At 55.1% G+C, this 19176-nt stretch carries 19 protein-coding genes and 3 tRNA genes; 9 read left to right on the forward strand and 13 right to left on the reverse strand.

Annotated elements, in window-relative coordinates:
• Positions 1 to 25: 25 nt before the first annotated feature.
• From sufC to ACLHDD_RS05425, 5 genes are read left to right on the forward strand one after another with little or no spacing between them, the layout of a single operon-like run.
• Positions 26 to 772 carry a Fe-S cluster assembly ATPase SufC gene (gene sufC / locus ACLHDD_RS05405; RefSeq protein ID WP_427103257.1) on the forward strand — a complete coding sequence of 249 codons (747 nt, stop codon included), beginning with the start codon at positions 26 to 28 and terminating at the stop codon, positions 770 to 772.
• The gene (sufD, locus tag ACLHDD_RS05410; RefSeq protein ID WP_427103258.1) at positions 747 to 2027 is read left to right on the forward strand and encodes a Fe-S cluster assembly protein SufD; all 1281 of its coding nucleotides are present in this window, start codon (positions 747 to 749) and stop codon (positions 2025 to 2027) included. Before sufC ends, sufD begins: the two co-directional genes overlap by 26 nt.
• The gene (gene sufS / locus ACLHDD_RS05415; RefSeq protein WP_427105174.1) at positions 2027 to 3250 is read left to right on the forward strand and encodes a cysteine desulfurase SufS; all 1224 of its coding nucleotides are present in this window, start codon (positions 2027 to 2029) and stop codon (positions 3248 to 3250) included. The genes sufD and sufS overlap by 1 nt, the downstream gene beginning before the upstream one ends.
• A 21-nt stretch (positions 3251 to 3271) precedes the next feature.
• A complete protein-coding gene (gene sufE, locus ACLHDD_RS05420) occupies positions 3272 to 3688 on the forward strand; it encodes a cysteine desulfuration protein SufE (RefSeq protein WP_427103259.1) in 417 nt (138 codons plus the stop codon).
• Between the two features lie 56 nt (positions 3689 to 3744).
• On the forward strand, positions 3745 to 4770 hold the full coding sequence (locus ACLHDD_RS05425; protein ID WP_427103260.1) for a L,D-transpeptidase family protein: 1026 nt from the start codon (positions 3745 to 3747) through the stop codon (positions 4768 to 4770).
• Between the two features lie 83 nt (positions 4771 to 4853).
• Here the strand turns inward: ACLHDD_RS05425 and ACLHDD_RS05430 are convergent, their stop codons facing one another.
• From ACLHDD_RS05430 to ACLHDD_RS05455, 6 genes are all read right to left on the reverse strand, one after another.
• A complete protein-coding gene (locus ACLHDD_RS05430; protein WP_003853216.1) occupies positions 4854 to 5090 on the reverse strand; it encodes a major outer membrane lipoprotein in 237 nt (78 codons plus the stop codon).
• Positions 5091 to 5393: 303 nt separating this feature from the next.
• A complete protein-coding gene (gene pykF, locus ACLHDD_RS05435; RefSeq protein WP_427103261.1) occupies positions 5394 to 6806 on the reverse strand; it encodes a pyruvate kinase PykF in 1413 nt (470 codons plus the stop codon).
• A 344-nt stretch (positions 6807 to 7150) separates the two neighbouring features.
• Positions 7151 to 7227: transfer RNA gene (locus ACLHDD_RS05440), tRNA-Val, on the reverse strand.
• Positions 7228 to 7238: 11 nt separating this feature from the next.
• A tRNA-Val gene (locus ACLHDD_RS05445) sits at positions 7239 to 7315 on the reverse strand.
• A gap of 3 nt (positions 7316 to 7318) precedes the next feature.
• A tRNA-Val gene (locus ACLHDD_RS05450) sits at positions 7319 to 7395 on the reverse strand.
• Positions 7396 to 7549: 154 nt separating this feature from the next.
• Positions 7550 to 8923 carry an MATE family efflux transporter gene (locus ACLHDD_RS05455; protein WP_427103262.1) on the reverse strand — a complete coding sequence of 458 codons (1374 nt, stop codon included), beginning with the start codon at positions 8921 to 8923 and terminating at the stop codon, positions 7550 to 7552.
• A gap of 203 nt (positions 8924 to 9126) precedes the next feature.
• Here ACLHDD_RS05455 and ACLHDD_RS05460 point away from each other — a divergent pair, with 203 nt between their 5' ends.
• Complete coding sequence (locus tag ACLHDD_RS05460; protein ID WP_427103263.1) at positions 9127 to 9789, forward strand: riboflavin synthase subunit alpha; 663 nt, start codon at positions 9127 to 9129, stop codon at positions 9787 to 9789.
• 308 nt (positions 9790 to 10097) lie between these two features.
• Here the strand turns inward: ACLHDD_RS05460 and cfa are convergent, their stop codons facing one another.
• A complete protein-coding gene (gene cfa, locus ACLHDD_RS05465; protein WP_427103264.1) occupies positions 10098 to 11246 on the reverse strand; it encodes a cyclopropane fatty acyl phospholipid synthase in 1149 nt (382 codons plus the stop codon).
• Between the two features lie 306 nt (positions 11247 to 11552).
• The gene (gene punC, locus ACLHDD_RS05470; RefSeq protein WP_427103265.1) at positions 11553 to 12755 is read right to left on the reverse strand and encodes a purine nucleoside transporter PunC; all 1203 of its coding nucleotides are present in this window, start codon (positions 12753 to 12755) and stop codon (positions 11553 to 11555) included.
• Positions 12756 to 12862: 107 nt separating this feature from the next.
• On the opposite strand from punC, the gene punR reads away from it, so the two are divergent.
• Entirely contained in the window at positions 12863 to 13768 is a 906-nt protein-coding gene (gene punR / locus ACLHDD_RS05475; RefSeq protein ID WP_427103266.1) for a DNA-binding transcriptional activator PunR, read from the forward strand.
• Here the strand turns inward: punR and purR are convergent.
• Complete coding sequence (gene purR / locus ACLHDD_RS05480; protein ID WP_427103267.1) at positions 13765 to 14790, reverse strand: HTH-type transcriptional repressor PurR; 1026 nt, start codon at positions 14788 to 14790, stop codon at positions 13765 to 13767. The genes punR and purR overlap by 4 nt on opposite strands.
• 281 nt (positions 14791 to 15071) lie before the next feature.
• Here purR and ACLHDD_RS05485 point away from each other — a divergent pair, with 281 nt between their 5' ends.
• Positions 15072 to 15161 carry a YnhF family membrane protein gene (locus ACLHDD_RS05485; protein ID WP_427103268.1) on the forward strand — a complete coding sequence of 30 codons (90 nt, stop codon included), beginning with the start codon at positions 15072 to 15074 and terminating at the stop codon, positions 15159 to 15161.
• Between the two features lie 44 nt (positions 15162 to 15205).
• On the opposite strand, the gene ACLHDD_RS05490 is transcribed toward ACLHDD_RS05485, so the two are convergent.
• A complete protein-coding gene (locus ACLHDD_RS05490; RefSeq protein WP_427103269.1) occupies positions 15206 to 16003 on the reverse strand; it encodes a C40 family peptidase in 798 nt (265 codons plus the stop codon).
• 365 nt (positions 16004 to 16368) lie between these two features.
• Between ACLHDD_RS05490 and ACLHDD_RS05495 the strand changes: the two genes are divergently transcribed.
• On the forward strand, positions 16369 to 16704 hold the full coding sequence (locus tag ACLHDD_RS05495) for a Grx4 family monothiol glutaredoxin (protein WP_179291196.1): 336 nt from the start codon (positions 16369 to 16371) through the stop codon (positions 16702 to 16704).
• Between the two features lie 42 nt (positions 16705 to 16746).
• On the opposite strand, the gene rnt is transcribed toward ACLHDD_RS05495, so the two are convergent.
• The 3 genes from rnt to ACLHDD_RS05510 all read right to left on the reverse strand — a co-directional run bounded on the left by rnt (position 16747) and on the right by ACLHDD_RS05510 (position 19162).
• Positions 16747 to 17421: a ribonuclease T gene (gene rnt, locus ACLHDD_RS05500; protein ID WP_427103270.1), complete on the reverse strand. Its 675-nt coding sequence runs from the start codon at positions 17419 to 17421 to the stop codon at positions 16747 to 16749.
• A 119-nt stretch (positions 17422 to 17540) separates the two neighbouring features.
• Positions 17541 to 17948 carry a lactoylglutathione lyase gene (gene gloA, locus ACLHDD_RS05505; RefSeq protein ID WP_427103271.1) on the reverse strand — a complete coding sequence of 136 codons (408 nt, stop codon included), beginning with the start codon at positions 17946 to 17948 and terminating at the stop codon, positions 17541 to 17543.
• Between the two features lie 116 nt (positions 17949 to 18064).
• Entirely contained in the window at positions 18065 to 19162 is a 1098-nt protein-coding gene (locus ACLHDD_RS05510; RefSeq protein ID WP_427103272.1) for an alkene reductase, read from the reverse strand.
• Positions 19163 to 19176: the final 14 nt, after the last annotated feature.

Genomic DNA, 19176 nt, shown 5'->3' on the forward strand with positions numbered 1-19176 from the left:
CCGGAAGCAATGTGAAGGAATAAGTATGTTAAGCATTAAAGATTTACAGGTCAGTGTTGAAGATAAAGCCATTCTGCGTGGCCTGAATCTCGAAATTAAACCGGGCGAAGTTCATGCCATCATGGGCCCGAACGGTTCGGGTAAGAGTACGTTGTCCGCGACGCTGGCTGGCCGTGAAGATTATGAAATCACCGGCGGATCCGTCATGTTCAAAGGCAAAGATCTGCTGGAGCTGGCACCTGAAGAGCGTGCCGGTGAGGGGGTCTTTATGGCCTTCCAGTATCCGGTCGAAATCCCGGGCGTCAGCAACCAGTTCTTCCTGCAGACCTCCGTCAACGCGGTGCGTAAATATCGTCAGCAGGATGAGCTGGATCGCTTCGACTTCCAGGACTTCATCGAAGAAAAAATTCAGCTGCTGAAGATGCCGGAAGATCTGCTGACCCGCTCCGTTAACGTCGGCTTCTCCGGCGGTGAGAAGAAGCGTAACGACATCCTGCAGATGGCGGCGCTGGAGCCGGATCTCTGCATTCTGGATGAAACCGATTCCGGTCTGGATATCGATGCGCTGAAAATCGTTGCTAACGGCGTTAACAGCCTGCGTGACGAGAAGCGTGCCTTTATCATCGTGACCCACTACCAGCGTATTCTGGACTACATCAAGCCAGACTTCGTTCATGTTCTGTATCAGGGCAAAATCGTGAAATCTGGCGACTTCTCGCTGGTGAAACAGCTGGAGGAGCAAGGTTATGGCTGGCTTACCGACGAAGAGTGATTCTGCGCTGCAGCAGTGGCATCACCTGTTTGAGTCGCGTGGCGACAAACGCTCTCTGCAGGCTCAGCAGCACTGGCAGCAATTGATGCGCGTGGGTCTGCCGACCCGCAAGCATGAAAACTGGAAATACACGCCGCTGGACACGCTGCTGTCTCAGCAGTTCGTACTGCCTGATGCGCCTCAGACGCTGAGCGCAGAGCAGGTTGACGCGCTGGCGCTGCCGCTGGACGCGATCCGGCTGGTGTTCGTGGACGGCCAGTTCCAGCCTGATTTCAGCAGCCGCGACAGCGAACTGTTTGAGATTCAGCACAGTGCGGCCGCTGCTCGCCATCCGCTGCCTGCTGCGGTTCAGCCTGAGGTATTCCTGCATCTGACAGAAAGTCTGGCGGAAGCGGTCACGACCCTGCGCCTGGCGCGCGGTAAATCCGCGGCGCGTCCGGTCTACCTGCTGCATATCACCAGCGGCAAGCCGGACAGCATGAACACGGTGCATTATCGTCATCATCTGCAGCTCGAAGAGAGCGCAGAAGCTGAAGTGATTGAGCATTATGTTTCGCTGGGTGAGCATGCCCACTTTACTGGCGCACGCTTCACCTTTGCGGTTGGCGACAACGCGAAGCTGACGCACACCAAACTGGCTTTCGAAAGCAGCACCAGCTATCACTTTGCGCACAACGATCTGGTGATTGGCAATGATGGTCAGGTTAGCAGCACCAGCTTCCTGCTGGGTGCCGGTCTGTCGCGTCACAACAGCAGCACGCAGCTGAACGGCGAAAACAGCACGCTGGCCATTAACAGCCTGGTGCTGCCGGTGAAACAGGAAGTGGCGGATACCCGTACTTACCTGGAGCACAACAAGGGCCACTGTGTCAGCCGTCAGATGCATAAAACTATCGTGCGTGACAAAGGGCGTGCGGTGTTTAACGGCCATATTAAAGTGGCCCAGCATGCGCTGAAAACCGACGGGCAGATGACCAACAATAACCTGTTGCTGGGCAAACTCTCTGAAGTCGACACCAAACCGCAGCTGGAAATCTATGCGGATGATGTGAAGTGCAGCCATGGTGCCACCATCGGTCGTATTGACGACGAGCAGATGTTCTACCTGCGTTCACGCGGGATTGAGCAGGATGCGGCACAGACCATGATTATCCACGCGTTTGCCGCGGAGCTGACCGAAACCCTGGAAGATGAGGTGATCCGTCAGGCCGTGCTGCAGCGTATCGCGCAACGTTTTCCTGGAGGCGACGTATGATGAACTTCGATCTCGAACGCATCAGGGCGGACTTTCCTGTCCTGCAGCGTGAGGTCAACGGTCATCCGCTGGCCTATCTTGACAGTGCGGCCAGCGCACAGCGTCCACTCGCCGTGATAAACGCCGAGAGTCATTTCTATCAGCACGGCTACGCGGCCGTGCATCGTGGTATCCATACGCTGAGCCAGCAGGCGACCAGCGACATGGAAAACGTGCGCGATCAGGCTGCCCGTTTTATTAATGCTGCGTCGCAGGAAGAGATCGTTTTCGTTAAAGGAACCACCGAAGGCATCAATCTGGTGGCGAACACCTGGGGCAGCAGCAACCTCCAGGCGGGCGATAACCTGATCATCACTGAGATGGAGCACCACGCTAATATCGTGCCGTGGCAGATGCTGGCGGCGCGCAATGGCGTCGAGGTGCGTGTTCTGCCGCTGAACGATAACGGTGAGCTGGCGCTGGAGCAGCTGGCGGGGCTGATTGACAGTCGCACGCGGTTACTGGCCGTAACGCATGTCTCTAACGTGCTTGGCACCGTTAACCCGGTAAAAGCGATCGTCGCGCAGGCAAAAGCCGCTGGCGTGATCACGCTGGTGGACGGCGCTCAGGCGGTCATGCATGACCGGGTGGATGTGCAGGATATTGGCTGCGACTTTTACGTCTTCTCCAGCCACAAGCTCTATGGTCCCAACGGGGTGGGGATTCTCTACGGCCGCAAAGCGTTGCTGGATGAAATGCCACCGTGGGAAGGGGGCGGATCGATGATCGATCGCGTCGTACTGCCCACAGGCACCAGCTGGAACAGTGCACCATGGCGTTTTGAAGCGGGCACGCCCAACACGGGTGGCATCATTGGCTTTGGCGCGGCAATGGCCTATGTGCAGGCGCTGGGGCTGGATACGATCCATCAGCGCGAAACGGCGCTGATGAACTACGCGCTGGATAAGCTGGGCACGGTTCCGGATATTCAGATCTACGGTCCGCAGTCACGCGCAGGCGTAATCGCTTTTAACCTTGGCAAACATCACGCCTATGACGTTGGCAGTTTCCTGGATCAGTACGGCATTGCCATCCGCACCGGACATCACTGTGCGATGCCGCTGATGCAGCATTACAACGTGCCAGCCATGTGCCGGGCTTCCTTCACTTTCTATAACAGTGAAGAAGAAGTGGATCGTCTGGCTGCCGGTCTGACGCGCATTCATCGTCTGCTGGGCGGCTGAACAGTTTTAACGGAGTAACTGATGGCGAATTTGCCTGACAAAGAGAAACTGGTTCGCAACTTCAATCGCTGCGCCAACTGGGAAGAGAAGTATCTCTACATCATTGAACTGGGCGCTAAGCTTCCGGAATCGTCTGAAACCTTACACCAGCCGGAGAACGCGATTTCGGGCTGTCAGAGTCAGGTGTGGATCCGTATGACGCCGCAGGCGGATGGTTCCATTGCTTTCGAAGGTGACAGCGACGCCGCTATCGTTAAGGGACTGATTGCTATCGTTTTCAGCCTCTATCAAAACCTGCCACCTGCCGACATTCTGGCGCTGGATGTCCGTCACTGGTTTGGCGAGCTGGCGCTGATGCAGCACCTGACGCCCACCCGGTCGCAGGGGCTGGAGGCGATGATTCGGTCTATTCGCCATACCGCTCAGAACCTCAGCTAAGTTACACTTCACAGACGCCATCCGGCGTCTGTTTTTTTATCTGACGAGAAAATTGCATGAAACCTGCTTTACGTTTAGCCGGTGCATTGCTGCTGACCTTTTCTGGGCTCTCTGCACCCGTCTTCGCCACGGAATATCCGCTGCCGCCGCCTGACAGTCGCCTGATTGGCGAAAACGTCCTGACTCAGGTTCCTGATGACAAACAGCCCCTTGAAGCGATTGCCGCACGTTACCAGGTCGGCCTGCTGGGAATGCTGGAAGCCAATCCGGGCACCGATCCCTGGCTGCCCAAAGCGGGCTCGCAACTGACGGTGCCGCTGCAGATGATTCTGCCGGATACGCCGCGTGAAGGCATTGTGGTCAATCTGGCCGAACTGCGGCTCTACTATTATCCCAAAGGTGAAGACAAGGTCATCGTCTATCCTATCGGGATTGGTCAGCTGGGCGCGGCCACACCTGTGATGGTGACCCACATCAGCCAGAAAATCCCCAACCCCACCTGGACACCCACCCCTAATATCCGTAAGCGCTACGCGAAAGAGGGCATTACGCTGCCTGGCGTCGTCCCGGCCGGTCCGGATAATCCGATGGGGCAGTTTGCCATGCGTCTGGCCCGGGGCACCGGACAGTATCTGATTCACGGTACTAATGCGAAGTTTGGTATCGGGATGCGCGTCAGCTCAGGCTGTATTCGCCTGCGTTCAGAGGATATTGAGGCGCTGTTTAATGCCGTGCCGAAAGGAACACGGGTGCAGATCATCAATCAGCCAGTGAAGTATGCGATTGAGCCGGATGGCAAACGCTATGTGGAGGTGCATCAGCCCCTCTCACGCAGTGACAACGATGATCCACAGACGATGCCACTTGCTCTCAGCAGTGATATGAAGCAGTTCCTGAAAAGCGGGAAGAGTGACAGTGCGCTGATTAAAGCCAGTCTGGCACGCCGCTCAGGAATGCCGGTGCTGGTCAGCAGCGGTGAGCCGATAGAGAGTGATACTGTGCCGCCTGTGGGCCTGCAGAGAAGCGCTGAAGAGGCGGAGACGCCGGGTGCACAGACAGAAGGGAAAACCGTTCAGCCCTGATGACCCTGAGCGTACCCGAAAGGGCGCATAATGCAGGGCAAAAAAAATGGCGCCATAAAGGCGCCATTTTTAAACCAGAACTCTTACTTACGGTAAGAGTGAGCCTGGTTGTCCAGACGCTGGTTAGCGCGAGCTGCGTCGTCTTTAGCAGCCTGAACGTCTGAACGCACTGCGTTCACGTCGTTGCTCAGCTGGTCAACTTTTGCGTTCAGAGTCTGAACGTCTGAAGACAGCTGATCGATTTTAGCGTTGCTTGAGCAACCAGCCAGCATAGTTGAAGCCAGAACTACCGCGCCCAGTACCAGTTTAGTACGATTCATTATTTATACCCTCTAGATTGAGTTAATCTCCATGTAGCGTTACAAGTATTACACAAAGCTTTTTAAGTTGAGAATAAATTTTTGATGAGAACATGCTTAAATTTGATCGTTCGCTCAAAGAAGCAGCGGATCCCAGAATATGATAAAAAAATTTAGCGAAAACAGAGAGATTTAATCGGATTAACCTTAATATTAAGAGTATTTGAATAGTTATTTTCTATTGGAATTTTCCGGTATCTGGTTTAAGAGAAAATAAAAAAAGCGCCCGTTAAAGGCGCCTCTAAATAAAAGCTAATGCCGGATTTACAGGACGTGAACAGAGGCGGTGTTGGTAGTTCCGCTTGGTACTAATGCACCTGAGACCAGTACCACGACATCGCCTTTCTGACCGTAACCGCTTTCCAGAGCCGCTTCTTTGCCCAGACGATAGAAATCATCAGTAGAGGCGATTTCAGTCACCAGACGCGTCTCAATGCCTTTGCTCAGGATCAGCTGACGTGCCGTGGTCTGGTTAGTGGTCAGTGCCAGGATGGTGGCGTTCGGGAAATATTTACGTACGGCTTTTGCAGACTTACCGCCTTCCGTTGCCACTACAATCAGTGGCGCTTCCAGTTTTTCCGCCGTTTCTACTGCACCACGGCAGACGGCTTCGGTAATACGCAGCTTGCGGGTATCGTTCTCGCTGTCGATGCGGGACTTCATCACACGATCGGTACGCTCACAGATGGTCGCCATGATGGTAACCGCCTCCAGCGGATAACGGCCCTTGGCGCTCTCACCTGACAGCATAACGGCATCGGTGCCGTCGAGGATGGCGTTGGCCACGTCACCGGCTTCTGCACGGGTAGGGCGCGGGTTTTTAATCATTGAGTCCAGCATCTGGGTCGCGGTGATGACCACTTTGCGGGCTTTATTACACTTTTTGATCATCATCTTCTGCGCGAAAATCACTTCTTCTACCGGGATTTCCACACCCAGGTCGCCACGCGCAACCATGATGCCGTCCGAAGCTTCGAGAATTTCGTCGAAGTTGTTCAGGCCTTCCTGGTTTTCAATTTTAGAGATGATCTGGATATGCTCGCCGCCATGCTGTTTCAGATGTTCGCGGATTTCCAGTACGTCTGAACGTTTACGGATGAAGGAGGCGGCAACAAAATCCACACCCTGTTCGCAGCCAAAAATCAGGTCACGCTTATCTTTTTCCGCCAGCGCAGGCAGCTGGATAGAAACGCCTGGCAGGTTGACACCTTTGTTTTCGCCCAGGTCGCCATTGTTCAGGACTTTGCAGACCACGGTGTTTTCGGTGACTTCTGTCACTTCCATCCCGATCAGGCCATCGTCGACCAGTACGGTGTTACCGATTTTCAGGTCAGCTGTGAAGCCCGGGTAGGTGACGGCGACGCGCTCGCTGTTACCAATGACGCTCTGGTCGGTGGTAAAGGTAAATGTCTGACCCGCTTTCAGCGACGCATCGTTGCCGCCTTCCAGCTTCATGGTGCGGATTTCAGGACCTTTAGTATCCAGCAGAATCGCGGCCTGATGACCGGTCTTTTGCATTACAGCACGCATATTTGCAATGCGCTGACCATGCTCAGCATAGTCACCGTGAGAGAAGTTGAGACGCATAACGTTCATGCCAGCGTCAAGCAGTTGAGTCAGCATCTCTTCGGATTCGGTTTTCGGGCCGATTGTACAAACGATTTTAGTCTTTTTCATGACGGATTATCTGTAAGTTGTGATGGATGAATAAGGGCGGAATCCGATGGCAGTGCATCGAAGTGAAAATTCTGATTGAGACTGAAATGGGTAGTACTGAGTAAGAATAGGTGACGAAGGCCAGGCGTGCAGGGAAGTTGTGCGGTTACGGTTGGTAACCACCACGCTGTTGTTGCGCAAATCATTTGAGTTATCGCAGTAAGCACGTGATCGCTGAAACCTTTCAAGTAAGCAACGCGGCACAGTATAGTCGCTAAGTATACGAAAACCAATCAAAAAGCAGTAAAGGGAAACGATGCAGATCAAAAACAGGCAAGTTGCGCAAACTGAGGAATATCTGAAAGTGGTGCGCTCTAATGGACTCGAACCATCGACCCCCACCATGTCAAGGTGGTGCTCTAACCAACTGAGCTAAGAGCGCATACTGAATATTGGTGCGTCCGAGTGGACTCGAACCACCGACCCCCACCATGTCAAGGTGGTGCTCTAACCAACTGAGCTACGGACGCACTTGGTGCGCTCTAATGGACTCGAACCATCGACCCCCACCATGTCAAGGTGGTGCTCTAACCAACTGAGCTAAGAGCGCAACATGCTGTCAGGGCGACAGCGGGGACGAATATTAACGGCAGCGTGTAAGGCTGGCAAGGGGAAAATCGTATTTTCGCCACGACTGCGCAGCAACTGTGCTAACCGTCGTTTTTTTGGTCATTGCGGACCATAAATGGCCCGCATAAAGACGATTAGCGTGCGGCGCGCGCCAGAATAACGTCGGCAGGGGATTGCTGTAACCGCCTGATGCGCCAGAGCATCATTATTGCCGCAGAAGTCAGACCAATAATAAAGCCGCACCAGAAACCTGCCGGTCCCATTCGCGGCACCAGCCAGTCAGTCAGCGCCAGCAGATAGCCTGCGGGCAGTCCCAGCAGCCAGTAGGCGATAAAGGTGATAAAGAAGATAGACCGCGTATCTTTATAACCACGCAGGATGCCGCTGCCGATAACCTGTATTGAATCGGAGAACTGATAGATTGCGGCCAGCAGCATCAGCTGCGCGGCCAGCGTCACCACTTCCGGATTATCATTGTAGAGCAGGGCAATCTGGTGACGGAACGTCACGGTAAAGAGCGCCGTCAGCGCCGCCATGCTGATTCCCACGCCCTGCGCAGTCCAGGCGGCCACCCGTGCCTGCTCGGTGGAGCCCTGGCCCAGACGATAGCCGACGCGGATGGTGGTTGCGACACCCAGCGAGAGCGGCATGACAAACATCAGCGAACTGAAGTTCAGCGCAATCTGGTGGCCCGCCACGTTAACAATACCCAGCGGCGAAACCAGCAGGGCAACAACTGCAAACAGCGTGACTTCGAAAAACAGCGCCAGGGCCACCGGCAAGCCCAGCGCGAACAGGCGACCCAGGATCACCCGCGACGGCGGCGACCAGCGGCTCGCCATTTGGATGTCGCGCATGCTGCCCATCCGCCGCATCCAGAAGCGCATGCAGATAAACATCACCCAGTAGACCGACGCCGTCGCGACACCGCAGCCGACGCCGCCCAGCGCGGGCATGCCGAAATGGCCATAGATAAAGATATAGTTCAGCGGGATATTAAACATCAGTCCCAGGAAGCCCAGCACCATGCCGGGTTTGGTCTTCGACAGCCCTTCACACTGGTTACGCAAAACCTGAAAGAAAAGGTAACCCGGTGCGCCAAACAGCAGGGCATGCAGGTAGCCTTCGGCCTTCAGCGCCAGTTGCGGATCGATGTCATGCATTGCGCGGATCAGATAACCGGCATGCCACAGCAGTACCATAATCAGTACGGAGACAAAAAAGGCGAGCCAGTATCCCTGGCGGATCTGTTCAGCGATGCGTTCGCGGCGGCCTGAGCCGTTGAGTTGCGCAACGGTGGGCGTCAATGCAAGCAGAAGACCATGACCAAACAGGATGGCCGGGAGCCAGACAGAGGTGCCGACAGCGACGGCGGCCATATCCGTGGCGCTGACTGCGCCGGCCATAATGGTATCCACAAATCCCATTGCGGTCTGAGCCACCTGAGCCAGGATGACAGGAATCGCAAGGGCCAGCAATTGACGCGCTTCTGTTAAATACTTCTGCACGTTAACACCTGACGAGTTAATGAAATTAAAAGGGCAGAGACGCCCGGAAAATTGCGCGAGTAAGTGTAACTGGCGCAACCGCATTCGCCAATCTTTGTCACACGATGCGTTTTATCGCTTCAAGGGCGGGGGCGTGCGGGCTGAAATCCAACAGCGAACCTGAGCTGTGATAGAATAGCCCAAACTTCGCAGAGGCAAAGACTATGTTTACCGGTATTGTGCAGGGCACTGCTGAAATCGTGTCCATTGAAGAAAAAGAGCTGTTTCGAACCCATACTGTCCGCCTGCCGGGAGAACTTCTGCCAGGGCTGGCGCTGGGGGCATCTGTTGCGCATAACGGCTGCTGCCTGACCGTAACGGCCATCAAGGGTGACCTTGTCAGTTTCGATCTGATTAAAGAGACCTTGCGCGTCACTAATCTTGGCGATCTGCGTCAGGGCGACGTGGTCAACATTGAGCGTGCCGCGAAGTTCGGCGATGAGATTGGTGGCCACCTGATGTCAGGTCATATCATGACCACTGCGGAAATCTGCAAGATTATCCAGTCGGAACATAACCGTGAAGTCTGGTTTAAAATCCAGGACCCGCTGCAGATGAAATATATCCTGCATAAGGGCTTTGTCGGTATTGATGGCATCAGCCTGACAGTCGGCGACGTCACGAAAACGAAATTCTGTGTTTATCTGATTCCGGAAACGCTTGAACGCACCACGCTGGGCACGAAAACCTTTGGTCAGCGGGTTAACATTGAGATCGATCCGCACACTCAGGCGATAGTCGATACCGTTGAGCGTGTCCTCGCCCAGCGCGATGCTGAAGCGGCGATGAAAGTGCTGACCGGCCAGCCTGCCGCAGAAAATGAGTAAAAGGCGCGAACGCGCCTGAAGTTGTGATAACAAAATCGGGTCCTGTTTGCCGTGACGCCGTAACGTTGCAGAGAGCAGGGGGCAGGTCCGGAAGAGACTTAAGCCACGCGATGACAGGCTCAGCCTGGTCCGCATCCTGGTGCATCCCTCCCGGAGGTGCCCCTTTTCCAGGCTGACGCATGGCGTTAGCCTGGCCCGGCAGGTCTGTTTTCCGGACGGTGGGGCACCTTCTTTTCTGAACCTGTTTCCTGCGCGTTACGCCTGTGCGCTGTGGCAAGACCCGGCAGCCGCGCCATGCCAGCCGGACGCTATCGTGCTACCCGCAATCCGCCCTCAACGCCCCGACTGAAAACGATTTGCCACAGCTGGATATCGCGCGCGCGGAAGGCCCCGGCGCAGGCGTTAAGATAGTAGGTGAACATCCGTTTAAAGCGTTCGCCGTAGCTGTCAGCCAGTTCCGGCCAGGCCTGTAAAAAACGCTCATGCCACGCCATCAGGGTTCTGTCGTAATCGGCCCCGAAGTTGTGCCAGTCCTCCAGAATAAAATGGGGTTCGCTGGCATCTGCGATGTGACGCACCGAAGGCAGGCAGCCATTGGGGAAAATATATTTATCGATCCAGGGATCAACACGCATATCCGTCCTGATCGCGCCAATCGTGTGTAAAAGAAAAAGCCCGTCTGGCTTCAGATTGCGATCGACGACATCAAAGTAAGTGGCGTAGTTTTTCGGGCCGACATGCTCGAACATCCCCACCGATACGATGCGATCAAACTGCTCGTTGAGATCGCGATAATCCTGCAACAGAATAGTGACATCTAAGCCGCTGCAGCGCTGCTGCGCCAGCTTCTGTTGTTCGGCAGAGATCGTCACGCCATGCACGCTGACACCATAATGACGCGCGGCAAATTCCGCCAGCCCGCCCCAGCCACAGCCGATATCCAGCAGCGACATCCCCGGCTTCAGCGCCAGCTTACGGCAGATCATATCCAGTTTGGCTTCCTGAGCGGCCGCCAGCGTCGTGGCCTCTTTCCAGTAGCCGCAGGAGTATTGCATGGCGGGATCGAGCATCCGTGAAAAAAGGTCGTTACCCAGGTCGTAATGCTCTTTGCCGACAATCCAGGCCCGTTTTCTCGATTGCAGATTCGTTAATCGCGCGGCGGCGATACGCAGCGTGTCTTTGAAGTGATGCGGAAGCTGCTGATCAAGTCTGTGCTTAAGCACGCGATGGAAGAACATATCCAGCCGATCACATGTCCACCAGCCATCCATGTAGCTCTCACCGAGCCCGAGCGATCCCTCCTGCAGGACTCGTTTAAAGAAGCCAGGATGAGTGACCTGAATATCCCAGGGACGTGAACCGTTAATTTCGATATCCGCTTTTTCCAGCAGTTCATGAACGATGTGAAACCAGGGATTCTCTTCAGGGCTTACTGCTTCTGCATAAGATGAACTCATAGCTTTTCCACCACCTGTCCAGTCTGAGCCTGAACAAAGAGTAGCCAATTTGTCAGGCGTTGAAAAACGTAACGGATGACTCCGCACACCGGTTAACTGTGTGGTACAGAGGACTGGAATGGCCTGTGTCAGGGCGGAAGGTAAGAATAACGCGTGCAGATACCGTCCCGGCAACAGGCTGCCAATCAAGTTACTACGTTATTATGTTTTTGAATTGCTAAAGATTAGTTGACCCGCATGAGTGTATTCTCACGCGGGTCAATGTTCAATGACTTATTGTTAGGGTGCTAACTAAAAGTCAGTGTGTTACGGATTATCCTGGCAGGCAGACTGCGAGGAGGCAACAACCGTTTGTGCGCTTGCGGCGCGCTGCATAACGTAACCGATCAGCGCGAGCAGGATCGTTATCGTCATGATCAGTGTAGTGGTAAACAGGGGCTGGGTTAAGCCCGCCGACACGGCCAGGCTGGCGATGAAGCAGAGTCCCAGCTGCAGCGTATTCTGCAGCGCGGCCGCTTTACCGGTGGCGTGCGGGAACGGCATCAGCGCACTGGCGACTACAATCGGGTAGATTGCGCCGTTTGCCAGCGCCATGCCGCAGAAGGGCACCATCAGCCCAGCCAGGGTGCTGTTGCCTGCAAGCGCTACGGCGAACAGGGCCAGAATGCTCAGGCTGTAAATTCCCAGCAGCACAGGCAGGAGCTGTGCGCCATTAAAGCGGTTGAGCAAGGCACGACAGCCAAAACCACCCATCAGAAAAGCGAGCGTTTGCGGCACATAGCTCAGGCCGATATCGGCGGGCGAAAGGCCCAGATCCGCCAGGATAAAGGGGGAACCGGTCAGCCACGCGAAAAAGCTGGCAGAGCAGGCGGAGTAGATCAGCACATTGCCGCGGTAGAGGCCTGATTTAAGCAGCGTAAAGAAGCCGGGCTGGGATTTTTTCTCTTCCGCAGCCTTACGTGCGGTGGGCAGACGTAAGGTCACCAGGATCAGCGCGACCGCAATCAGCGTCAGTACCAGAAAAATGGACCGCCAGTGGAAGTGACCGATCAGCCAGGCACCCAGCAACGGCGCCAGGGCCGGGGAAAGGGCGACCAGCGGCATGATGGTGGCAAACACTTTGCTGGCGCGGGCGGCAGGATAGCGATCTATCACCAGCGCCTGCCAGCTCACGGCAGCGGCACAGACACCAATCGCCTGAACGAAACGCAGTACCAGCATCAGAGAGATATCGCTGACCCACAGCATGCCGGCGCAGCCAACGGCAAACAGCGCGAGGCCGGCCAGCAGAACTGGCTTGCGGCCAATCCTGTCCGAGAGCGGACCCCAGAAAAGCTGACCACAGGCGAAGCCCGCCAGAAAGAGACTCATACTGGCGCTGATCAGTCCGGGTGAGGTGTTAAAAGTCTGCTGCATCGCACCGAATGCGGGCAGGTACATATCCGTAGCCAGAAAGCCCAGCATACTCAGCAGGGCAAGATAGGGCATAAATCCTTTGTTCGATAACATCTGATTCTCAGGGTTGCAGGATAAACGCGGCAGAGTGTAAAAGGTGCGCTCGCTGCTGTGAAACGCTAATATTTGCCGATTGCTGTTAAAATTTTTGAAGGCTGATTATGTGGTCCGAATATGCATTAGAGGTGGTTGACGCGGTAGCCCGCGGAGGCAGTTTCAGCGCGGCAGCCCAGGAGTTGCATCGGGTGCCCTCTGCCATCAGCTACACCGTGCGCCAGCTCGAGCAGTGGCTGGCAGTCCCGCTGTTTGAACGTCAGCATCGGGAAGTGGTACTGACTCCGGCTGGGGAACATTTTGTGCGCGAAGGGCGCAGCGTCATCAAAAAAATGCTCGCTACCCGCAGACAGTGTCAGCAGCTGGCGAATGGCTGGCGCGGCCAGCTGAGTATTGCCGTTGACCGTATCGCCAAGCCTCAGCGTACCCGTCAGCTGGTCAAAGATTTCTATCGCCACTTTCCGGACATGGAGCTGAGCATCAGCTATGAAGTGTTTAATGGTGTCTGGGATGCACTGGCTGATGGGCGGGTGGAGATCGCGATTGGCGCCACTCAGGCCATACCGGTAGGCGGACGTTTTGCCTTCCGCGATATGGGCACACTGAACTGGCGCTGCGTAGTCGCGCCCGATCATCCTCTGACGCAGGCAAGCCAGATCGATGATGACACACTGCGCAGCTGGCCGTCACTGGTACTGGAAGACACCTCGCGGGCGTTGCCGCGCCGCATGACGTGGACGCTGGATAATCAGCGCAGGCTGGTCGTGCCGGAGTGGCAGACCGGGCTGGAGTGTGTGCAGGCTGGATTGTGTGTGGCGATGGTGCCCGGTCATCTGGCCAGGCCACTGCTCGACAGCGGCGATCTGGCCGAGCTGACGCTGCCGGTTCCCTTTCCGGACAGTCCCTGCTGCGTCAGCTGGGCAGAAGATCGTGCATCACCCGCGACAGGCTGGTTGCTCAGCTATCTGGGTGATGCACAGACGCTTAATCAGGAGTGGTTAAGCGAAGATTAACGTCGGTAGTCGCGGAACGGGCCGTCGGCGACGGAACGACGTTCGATCAGCGTCGGGTGAACCTCAATGGTTTGCGACACTTCGCGTTTGCTGGTGATACGGTCCAGCAGCATATCCAGCGCTTTTTCACCCAACTGGGCTTTTGGCTGATGAACGGTGGTCAGGGCTGGTGCGAAATAGCGCGCGTTGCGCACATTGTCATATCCGATCACCGAAATATCCTGAGGAACGCGCAGCCCCATCTCATCGGCAGCACAAATCGCGCCCATCGCCATGATGTCGCCGCCACAGAACACCGCTGTAGGACGCTGTTTCTGCGACAGGATCTGCTGCATTGCCTGATAGCCTGATTCCGGCTCAAAGTCACCCTGAACAATCCATTCGTCCCGTGGCTGAATACCTGCTTCTTCCAGCGCTTTCAGGAAACCGGCATGGCGGCCGCCACCGGTATTACGCTCCATCTGGCCGGGGATAGCCCCGATATCACGGTGTCCGCGTTCAATCAGATAGCGGCCAGCCAGATAACCGCCCTGGAAGGCATTGTCCAGCACTGTGTCGGTGAAATCAGCGCGGGATTCGCCCCAGTCCATCACCACCATCGGGATATTACGGTTCTCTTCCAGCATCTGCAGCAGGTCGTCCGGGTATTCGGAGCACATCACCAACAGGCCGTCTACGCGCTTCTGCGCCATCATACTGAGATAGGCGCGCTGCTTTTGCAGATCGTTATGCGCATTACCCAGGATCAGCGTGTAGCCTTTATCAAAGCAGTGATTCTCAACGGCTTCGATAATTTCAGCGAAGTAGGGCGCTTCGCTGGAGGTAGCCAGAAGCCCCAGCGTGCGGGTGTGGTTCACTTTCAGGCTGCGTGCCACGGCGCTCGGCGAGTAGTGCAGTTCTTTAATCGCCTGCCAGACCGCATCACGCGTCTCTTCAGCGACAAAGCGGGTTTTGTTAATGACGTGCGAAACGGTGGTTGTGGAGACGCCAGCGCGTTTTGCCACATCTTTTATTGTTGCCATGAGAATCGGACTCCAGTGCTTATCTAACGCTATGATAAGCTTAATGTTAAACGTTTGCGTATGCTCAGGGAATTTTTCGCAAAAATGCCGCGTTTATGGCGGCTGAACAGCCGCTGGCGGAGGTAAACACGCCTGAAAAGATGCGCAAACGGAATCAGCGTTGCGCGCGTTGCGCAACGAAAGCGGGATTCTAACAAGGCTGGGCGGATAAAACGAGATTTTTACCGTATCCTGTGGGAAAATGGAGTAACCCTGAAAACAGTAAGGTTAAGAGGTGAGCAATGAGTTCCGATCTCAAACTGGCGTTAATGACCACCGTTGGCTGTCTGCTGATGATTGTGGCCTTTAGTTTTACCGCCATTCTGCACTAAAAAAAAGCCGGGACTTTCCCGGCTTTTTTTGGCTGTGTTGCGGTTCAGCGGATAGTTTTCGGCGTCATAACCCGGCGGGCACCGATGTAGTGACGCTGCCAGTAATCTTCCCCTAAGGCGCTAATCTGAATATCTTTGCCGGTACGTGGCGACTGAATAAACTTGCCGTCGCCCAGGTAAACACCGACATGATCGGCGGTGCCGCGGCCATTAATGCGGAAGAAGACCAGGTCCCCTTTCTCCAGTGATTCACGCTTGATCGGCGCGGCATCACGCAGGTGGTACATCTCGTTCGCGGTGCGTGGGATCTTAAACTTCACCAGATCTTTGTAGGCGTACCAGACCAGGCCACTGCAGTCGAAACCCGTGTGCGGTGATGTTCCGCCCCACTGATAGGGTTTACCCAGCTGGCCCATCAGCTTTGTCATCGCCGTTTCACGCGCTTTCTGGTAACGCTGACGGTGAGACTTACTCATTTTAATCGTGCCGGTTTCGCGGGCGTCCGCGTCGGCAGTTTTCAGCGTACGCTGATGACCATAACGTTTCTTTTCATGATTCTTGCTGATACGGGCAGTTTTAAGCGAGGTCTTTTTAGCAGGTGTCTGTGTCGCGGTGAGTTCAGCTTTTTTCTGTTTCTTTGTTTTGAGTTTCTGAACCGGCGTCACGCGCGGTTTTTTTGTGACCGTTTTGACCGTGCGACGCTTGCGACGTTCATCGTCGCGCGCACTCTTTTTCTCTGCTTTATGCGTACTGACGTTCACCGGTGCGTGAGGCGACGCAGCGGCAGTGTTGAAAAACAGTTGCGCAAAGGCCAGCATGAAAAGCGTAATGATTAAACGCATAGTCCGTTAGTCAGTTAAGTTGTCATGGCCACTACGCACCGTGACAAAGTTGAGATTAATCTGATCAAAGATCAGCGCCCAGGCCATTCTAGTCCAGTTCTTTTAAAAACTGTAAGGCCTTTTATTATTAATCTTTGTAACCATCGAAATTGCGTCGAAAATGAACATTTTCAGCGTCTTATATCAGCAAAACTATTACGAATTATTAATCTGTTATCCACTGTTAATCATCAGGAAATGTGACGCATTGCGACATAACTTAACCATGATGGCTATTCAGGCGGGCAGCAGGCAAAATCTCGTTTTCAGTCCAGCTGCGAAGTCGCTACAATAAACAAACACGAAGTCGCGAATTAAGGAAGGCAATTATGAGTACTGTAGAAAAAATTCAGCGCCAGATCGCAGAAAACCCGATCCTGCTGTACATGAAAGGTTCCCCGAAACTGCCAAGCTGCGGTTTCTCTGCACAGGCGGTGCAGGCGCTGTCAGCCTGTGGTGAGCGTTTTGCTTACGTGGATATTCTGCAGAACCCGGACATTCGTGCCGAGCTGCCGAAATACGCCAACTGGCCTACGTTCCCGCAGCTGTGGGTTGATGGCGAGCTGGTCGGCGGATGCGACATCATCGTTGAGATGTTGCAGCGTGGTGAACTGCAGTCACTGATCAAAGAGACCGCAGAAAAATTTAAAGAAGCAGAATAAAAAAAAGGCCGACATCACGTCGGCCTTTTTCATTGTGCACGATTACGCCGTTTCCCCGGCGTCTGCGTCGGCAGCGTCTCCGGCAAAGGGGAGCGGCCAGCCGCCCAGACGTTTCCAGCGGTTAACCAGCTCACAGAACAGGGTTGCCGTCTGCTGAGTATCATAAAGCGCGGAATGCGCCTGTGAACTGTCAAACTCCATTCCCGCGGCTATACAGGCTTTCGCCAGTACGGTCTGTCCCAGCACCAGTCCGCTCAGGGCGGCGGTGTCAAAGGTGGCAAACGGATGGAACGGATTACGTTTCAGGCTGGCACGTTCCGCTGCGGCGGACATAAAGTTAAGGTCGAACGTGGCGTTGTGCGCCACCATGATAGCGCGGTTACAGCCGCTGTCCTTAATCCCTTTACGTACCATTTTGAAGATAGCGTGCAGCGCTTCATACTCGCTGACCGCGCCCCGCAGGGGATTGCTGGGGTCGATGCCGGTAAAGGCGAGTGCTTCCGGATGCAGCAGCGATCCGGCAAAGGGTTCGACGTTGAAATGCAGCGTCTGATCAATCCCAATCCAGCCCTCTTCATCCATTTTCAGCGTAATAGCGGCAATTTCCAGTAACGCATCGGTCTGCGCATTGAAACCTGCGGTCTCAACGTCGATCACCACCGGGTAGAAGCCACGGAAACGTTGATTGAGTGCATTAGGGGAATTCGATTCAGACATCAGGATCTCGCTGCAGAAAAAGGGCAGCGCGCATTATGGCAAAAAACAGGGCCGGGTGCAGCAGATAGAGCGCAGAGAAGGGGATTCAGCCCGCCCGGGCGGGCAGGCTGAGAAGCCATTTAGTTGCCAAGGCCTTTACCGGCATCTTTGTTTTCGATCAGCTCGATTTTGTATCCATCGGGATCTTCAACAAAGGCAATAATGGTCGAGCCACCTTTAACCGGGCCGGCTTCACGCGTGACTTTACCACCGTCATTACGGATGCGTTCGCAGGCCGCTGCTGCGTCATCCACGCCCAGCGCGATATGGCCATAGGCGTTGCCCAGGTCATAGCTGTCGACGCCCCAGTTGTAGGTCAGCTCAATGACCGCCCCTTCACTTTCATCGGTGTAGCCCACAAAGGCCAGGGTGTATTTATATTCGGTGTTTTCGCTCTGACGCAGCACGCGCATGCCCAGCACACGGGTGTAGAAATCGATTGAACGTTGCAGATCGCCAACGCGCAGCATGGTATGAAGTAAACGCATAACATCCTCTTTGAAATAAAAACGCCATCGCCGGATGACCCAGCGCTAAGTATAGCGATCAAAATCGCCTGTGAATAATGGCTGCCGTCATCGTCCCGGACGACAGCCGGACCCGATTACAGCGTCGGGTAATCGATATACCCTTCCGCGCCGCCGCCGTAGAAGCTCTCCGGGCGCTGCGGGTTGAGTGGCGCATCCTGTTGAAGACGTTCAACCAGATCCGGGTTTGCGATGTAGTCACGACCAAAGGCGACCGCATCAATCAGACCGCGACCAATCAAATCATCCGCTTTCTCTACGGTATAGGCACCGGCCCCGATGATAGCTCCCGGGAAAAGATCGCGCACTTTCTGACGGAAAGCGTCGGTGTAAGGTTTGCCGCCCGCCCAGTCTGGCTCTGAGAGGTGCAGATAGGCGATGTTGCGTTTCGCCAGCTCGCCGATGTACCACAGCGCCGCCTCTTCTTCGTCCGGGCCGTTGTCCAGATTCTGGAAACTGCCAATAGGTGATACGCGAATACCGATGCGATCGGCTGACCAGTTGGCGATGACCGCGTCAACGACTTCCAGCGCAAAGCGGCCACGTTTTTCGATACTGCCGCCATACTCATCGGTACGCCGATTGGAGTCAGGAGCCAGGAACTGATGGATCAGATAACCGTGCGCCGAGTGCAGCTCAAGCAGGTCAAAATCCGCTTCACGCGCGTTAGCCGCAGCCTGACCAAAATCAGCCACGATCTGCTGAATCTCGGGCACGGTCAGTTCGCGTGGTACAGAGGTTTCTTCGCGATAAACGCTGCCATCTTCCGCACGCAGAGAGGTGCGGGTTCCTGCAGGCAGGGCTGAAGGCGCAACAGGCGCTTTGCCTTCCGGCTGCACGCTGTTATGCGAAATCCGACCGGTATGCCATAACTGTACGGCAGTGTGGCCGCCCGCCTGATGCACGCCGTTGTTGATGTCTTTCCACGCTGCAATCTGCTGCTGGGTGTGCAGGCCTGGCGCACCGGCATAGCCTTTCGCCTGGAAGGAGATCTGGGTCGCTTCGGTGATGATCAGGCCGGCGCTGGCACGCTGGTGGTAATATTCCGCCATCATCGGCGTCGGGATATCGCCTGGCTCAATGCTGCGCAGACGGGTCAGCGGTGCCATAAAGACGCGGTTCGGGACGGTAATTGCGCCAACTTTCAGCGGACGAAACAGCTGGGTACTCGCCATAATAGCTCCTGATT

Origin of the sequence: Pantoea sp. NSTU24 (genome assembly GCF_050157905.1) — a bacterium.
GTDB lineage: Bacteria > Pseudomonadota > Gammaproteobacteria > Enterobacterales > Enterobacteriaceae > Pantoea.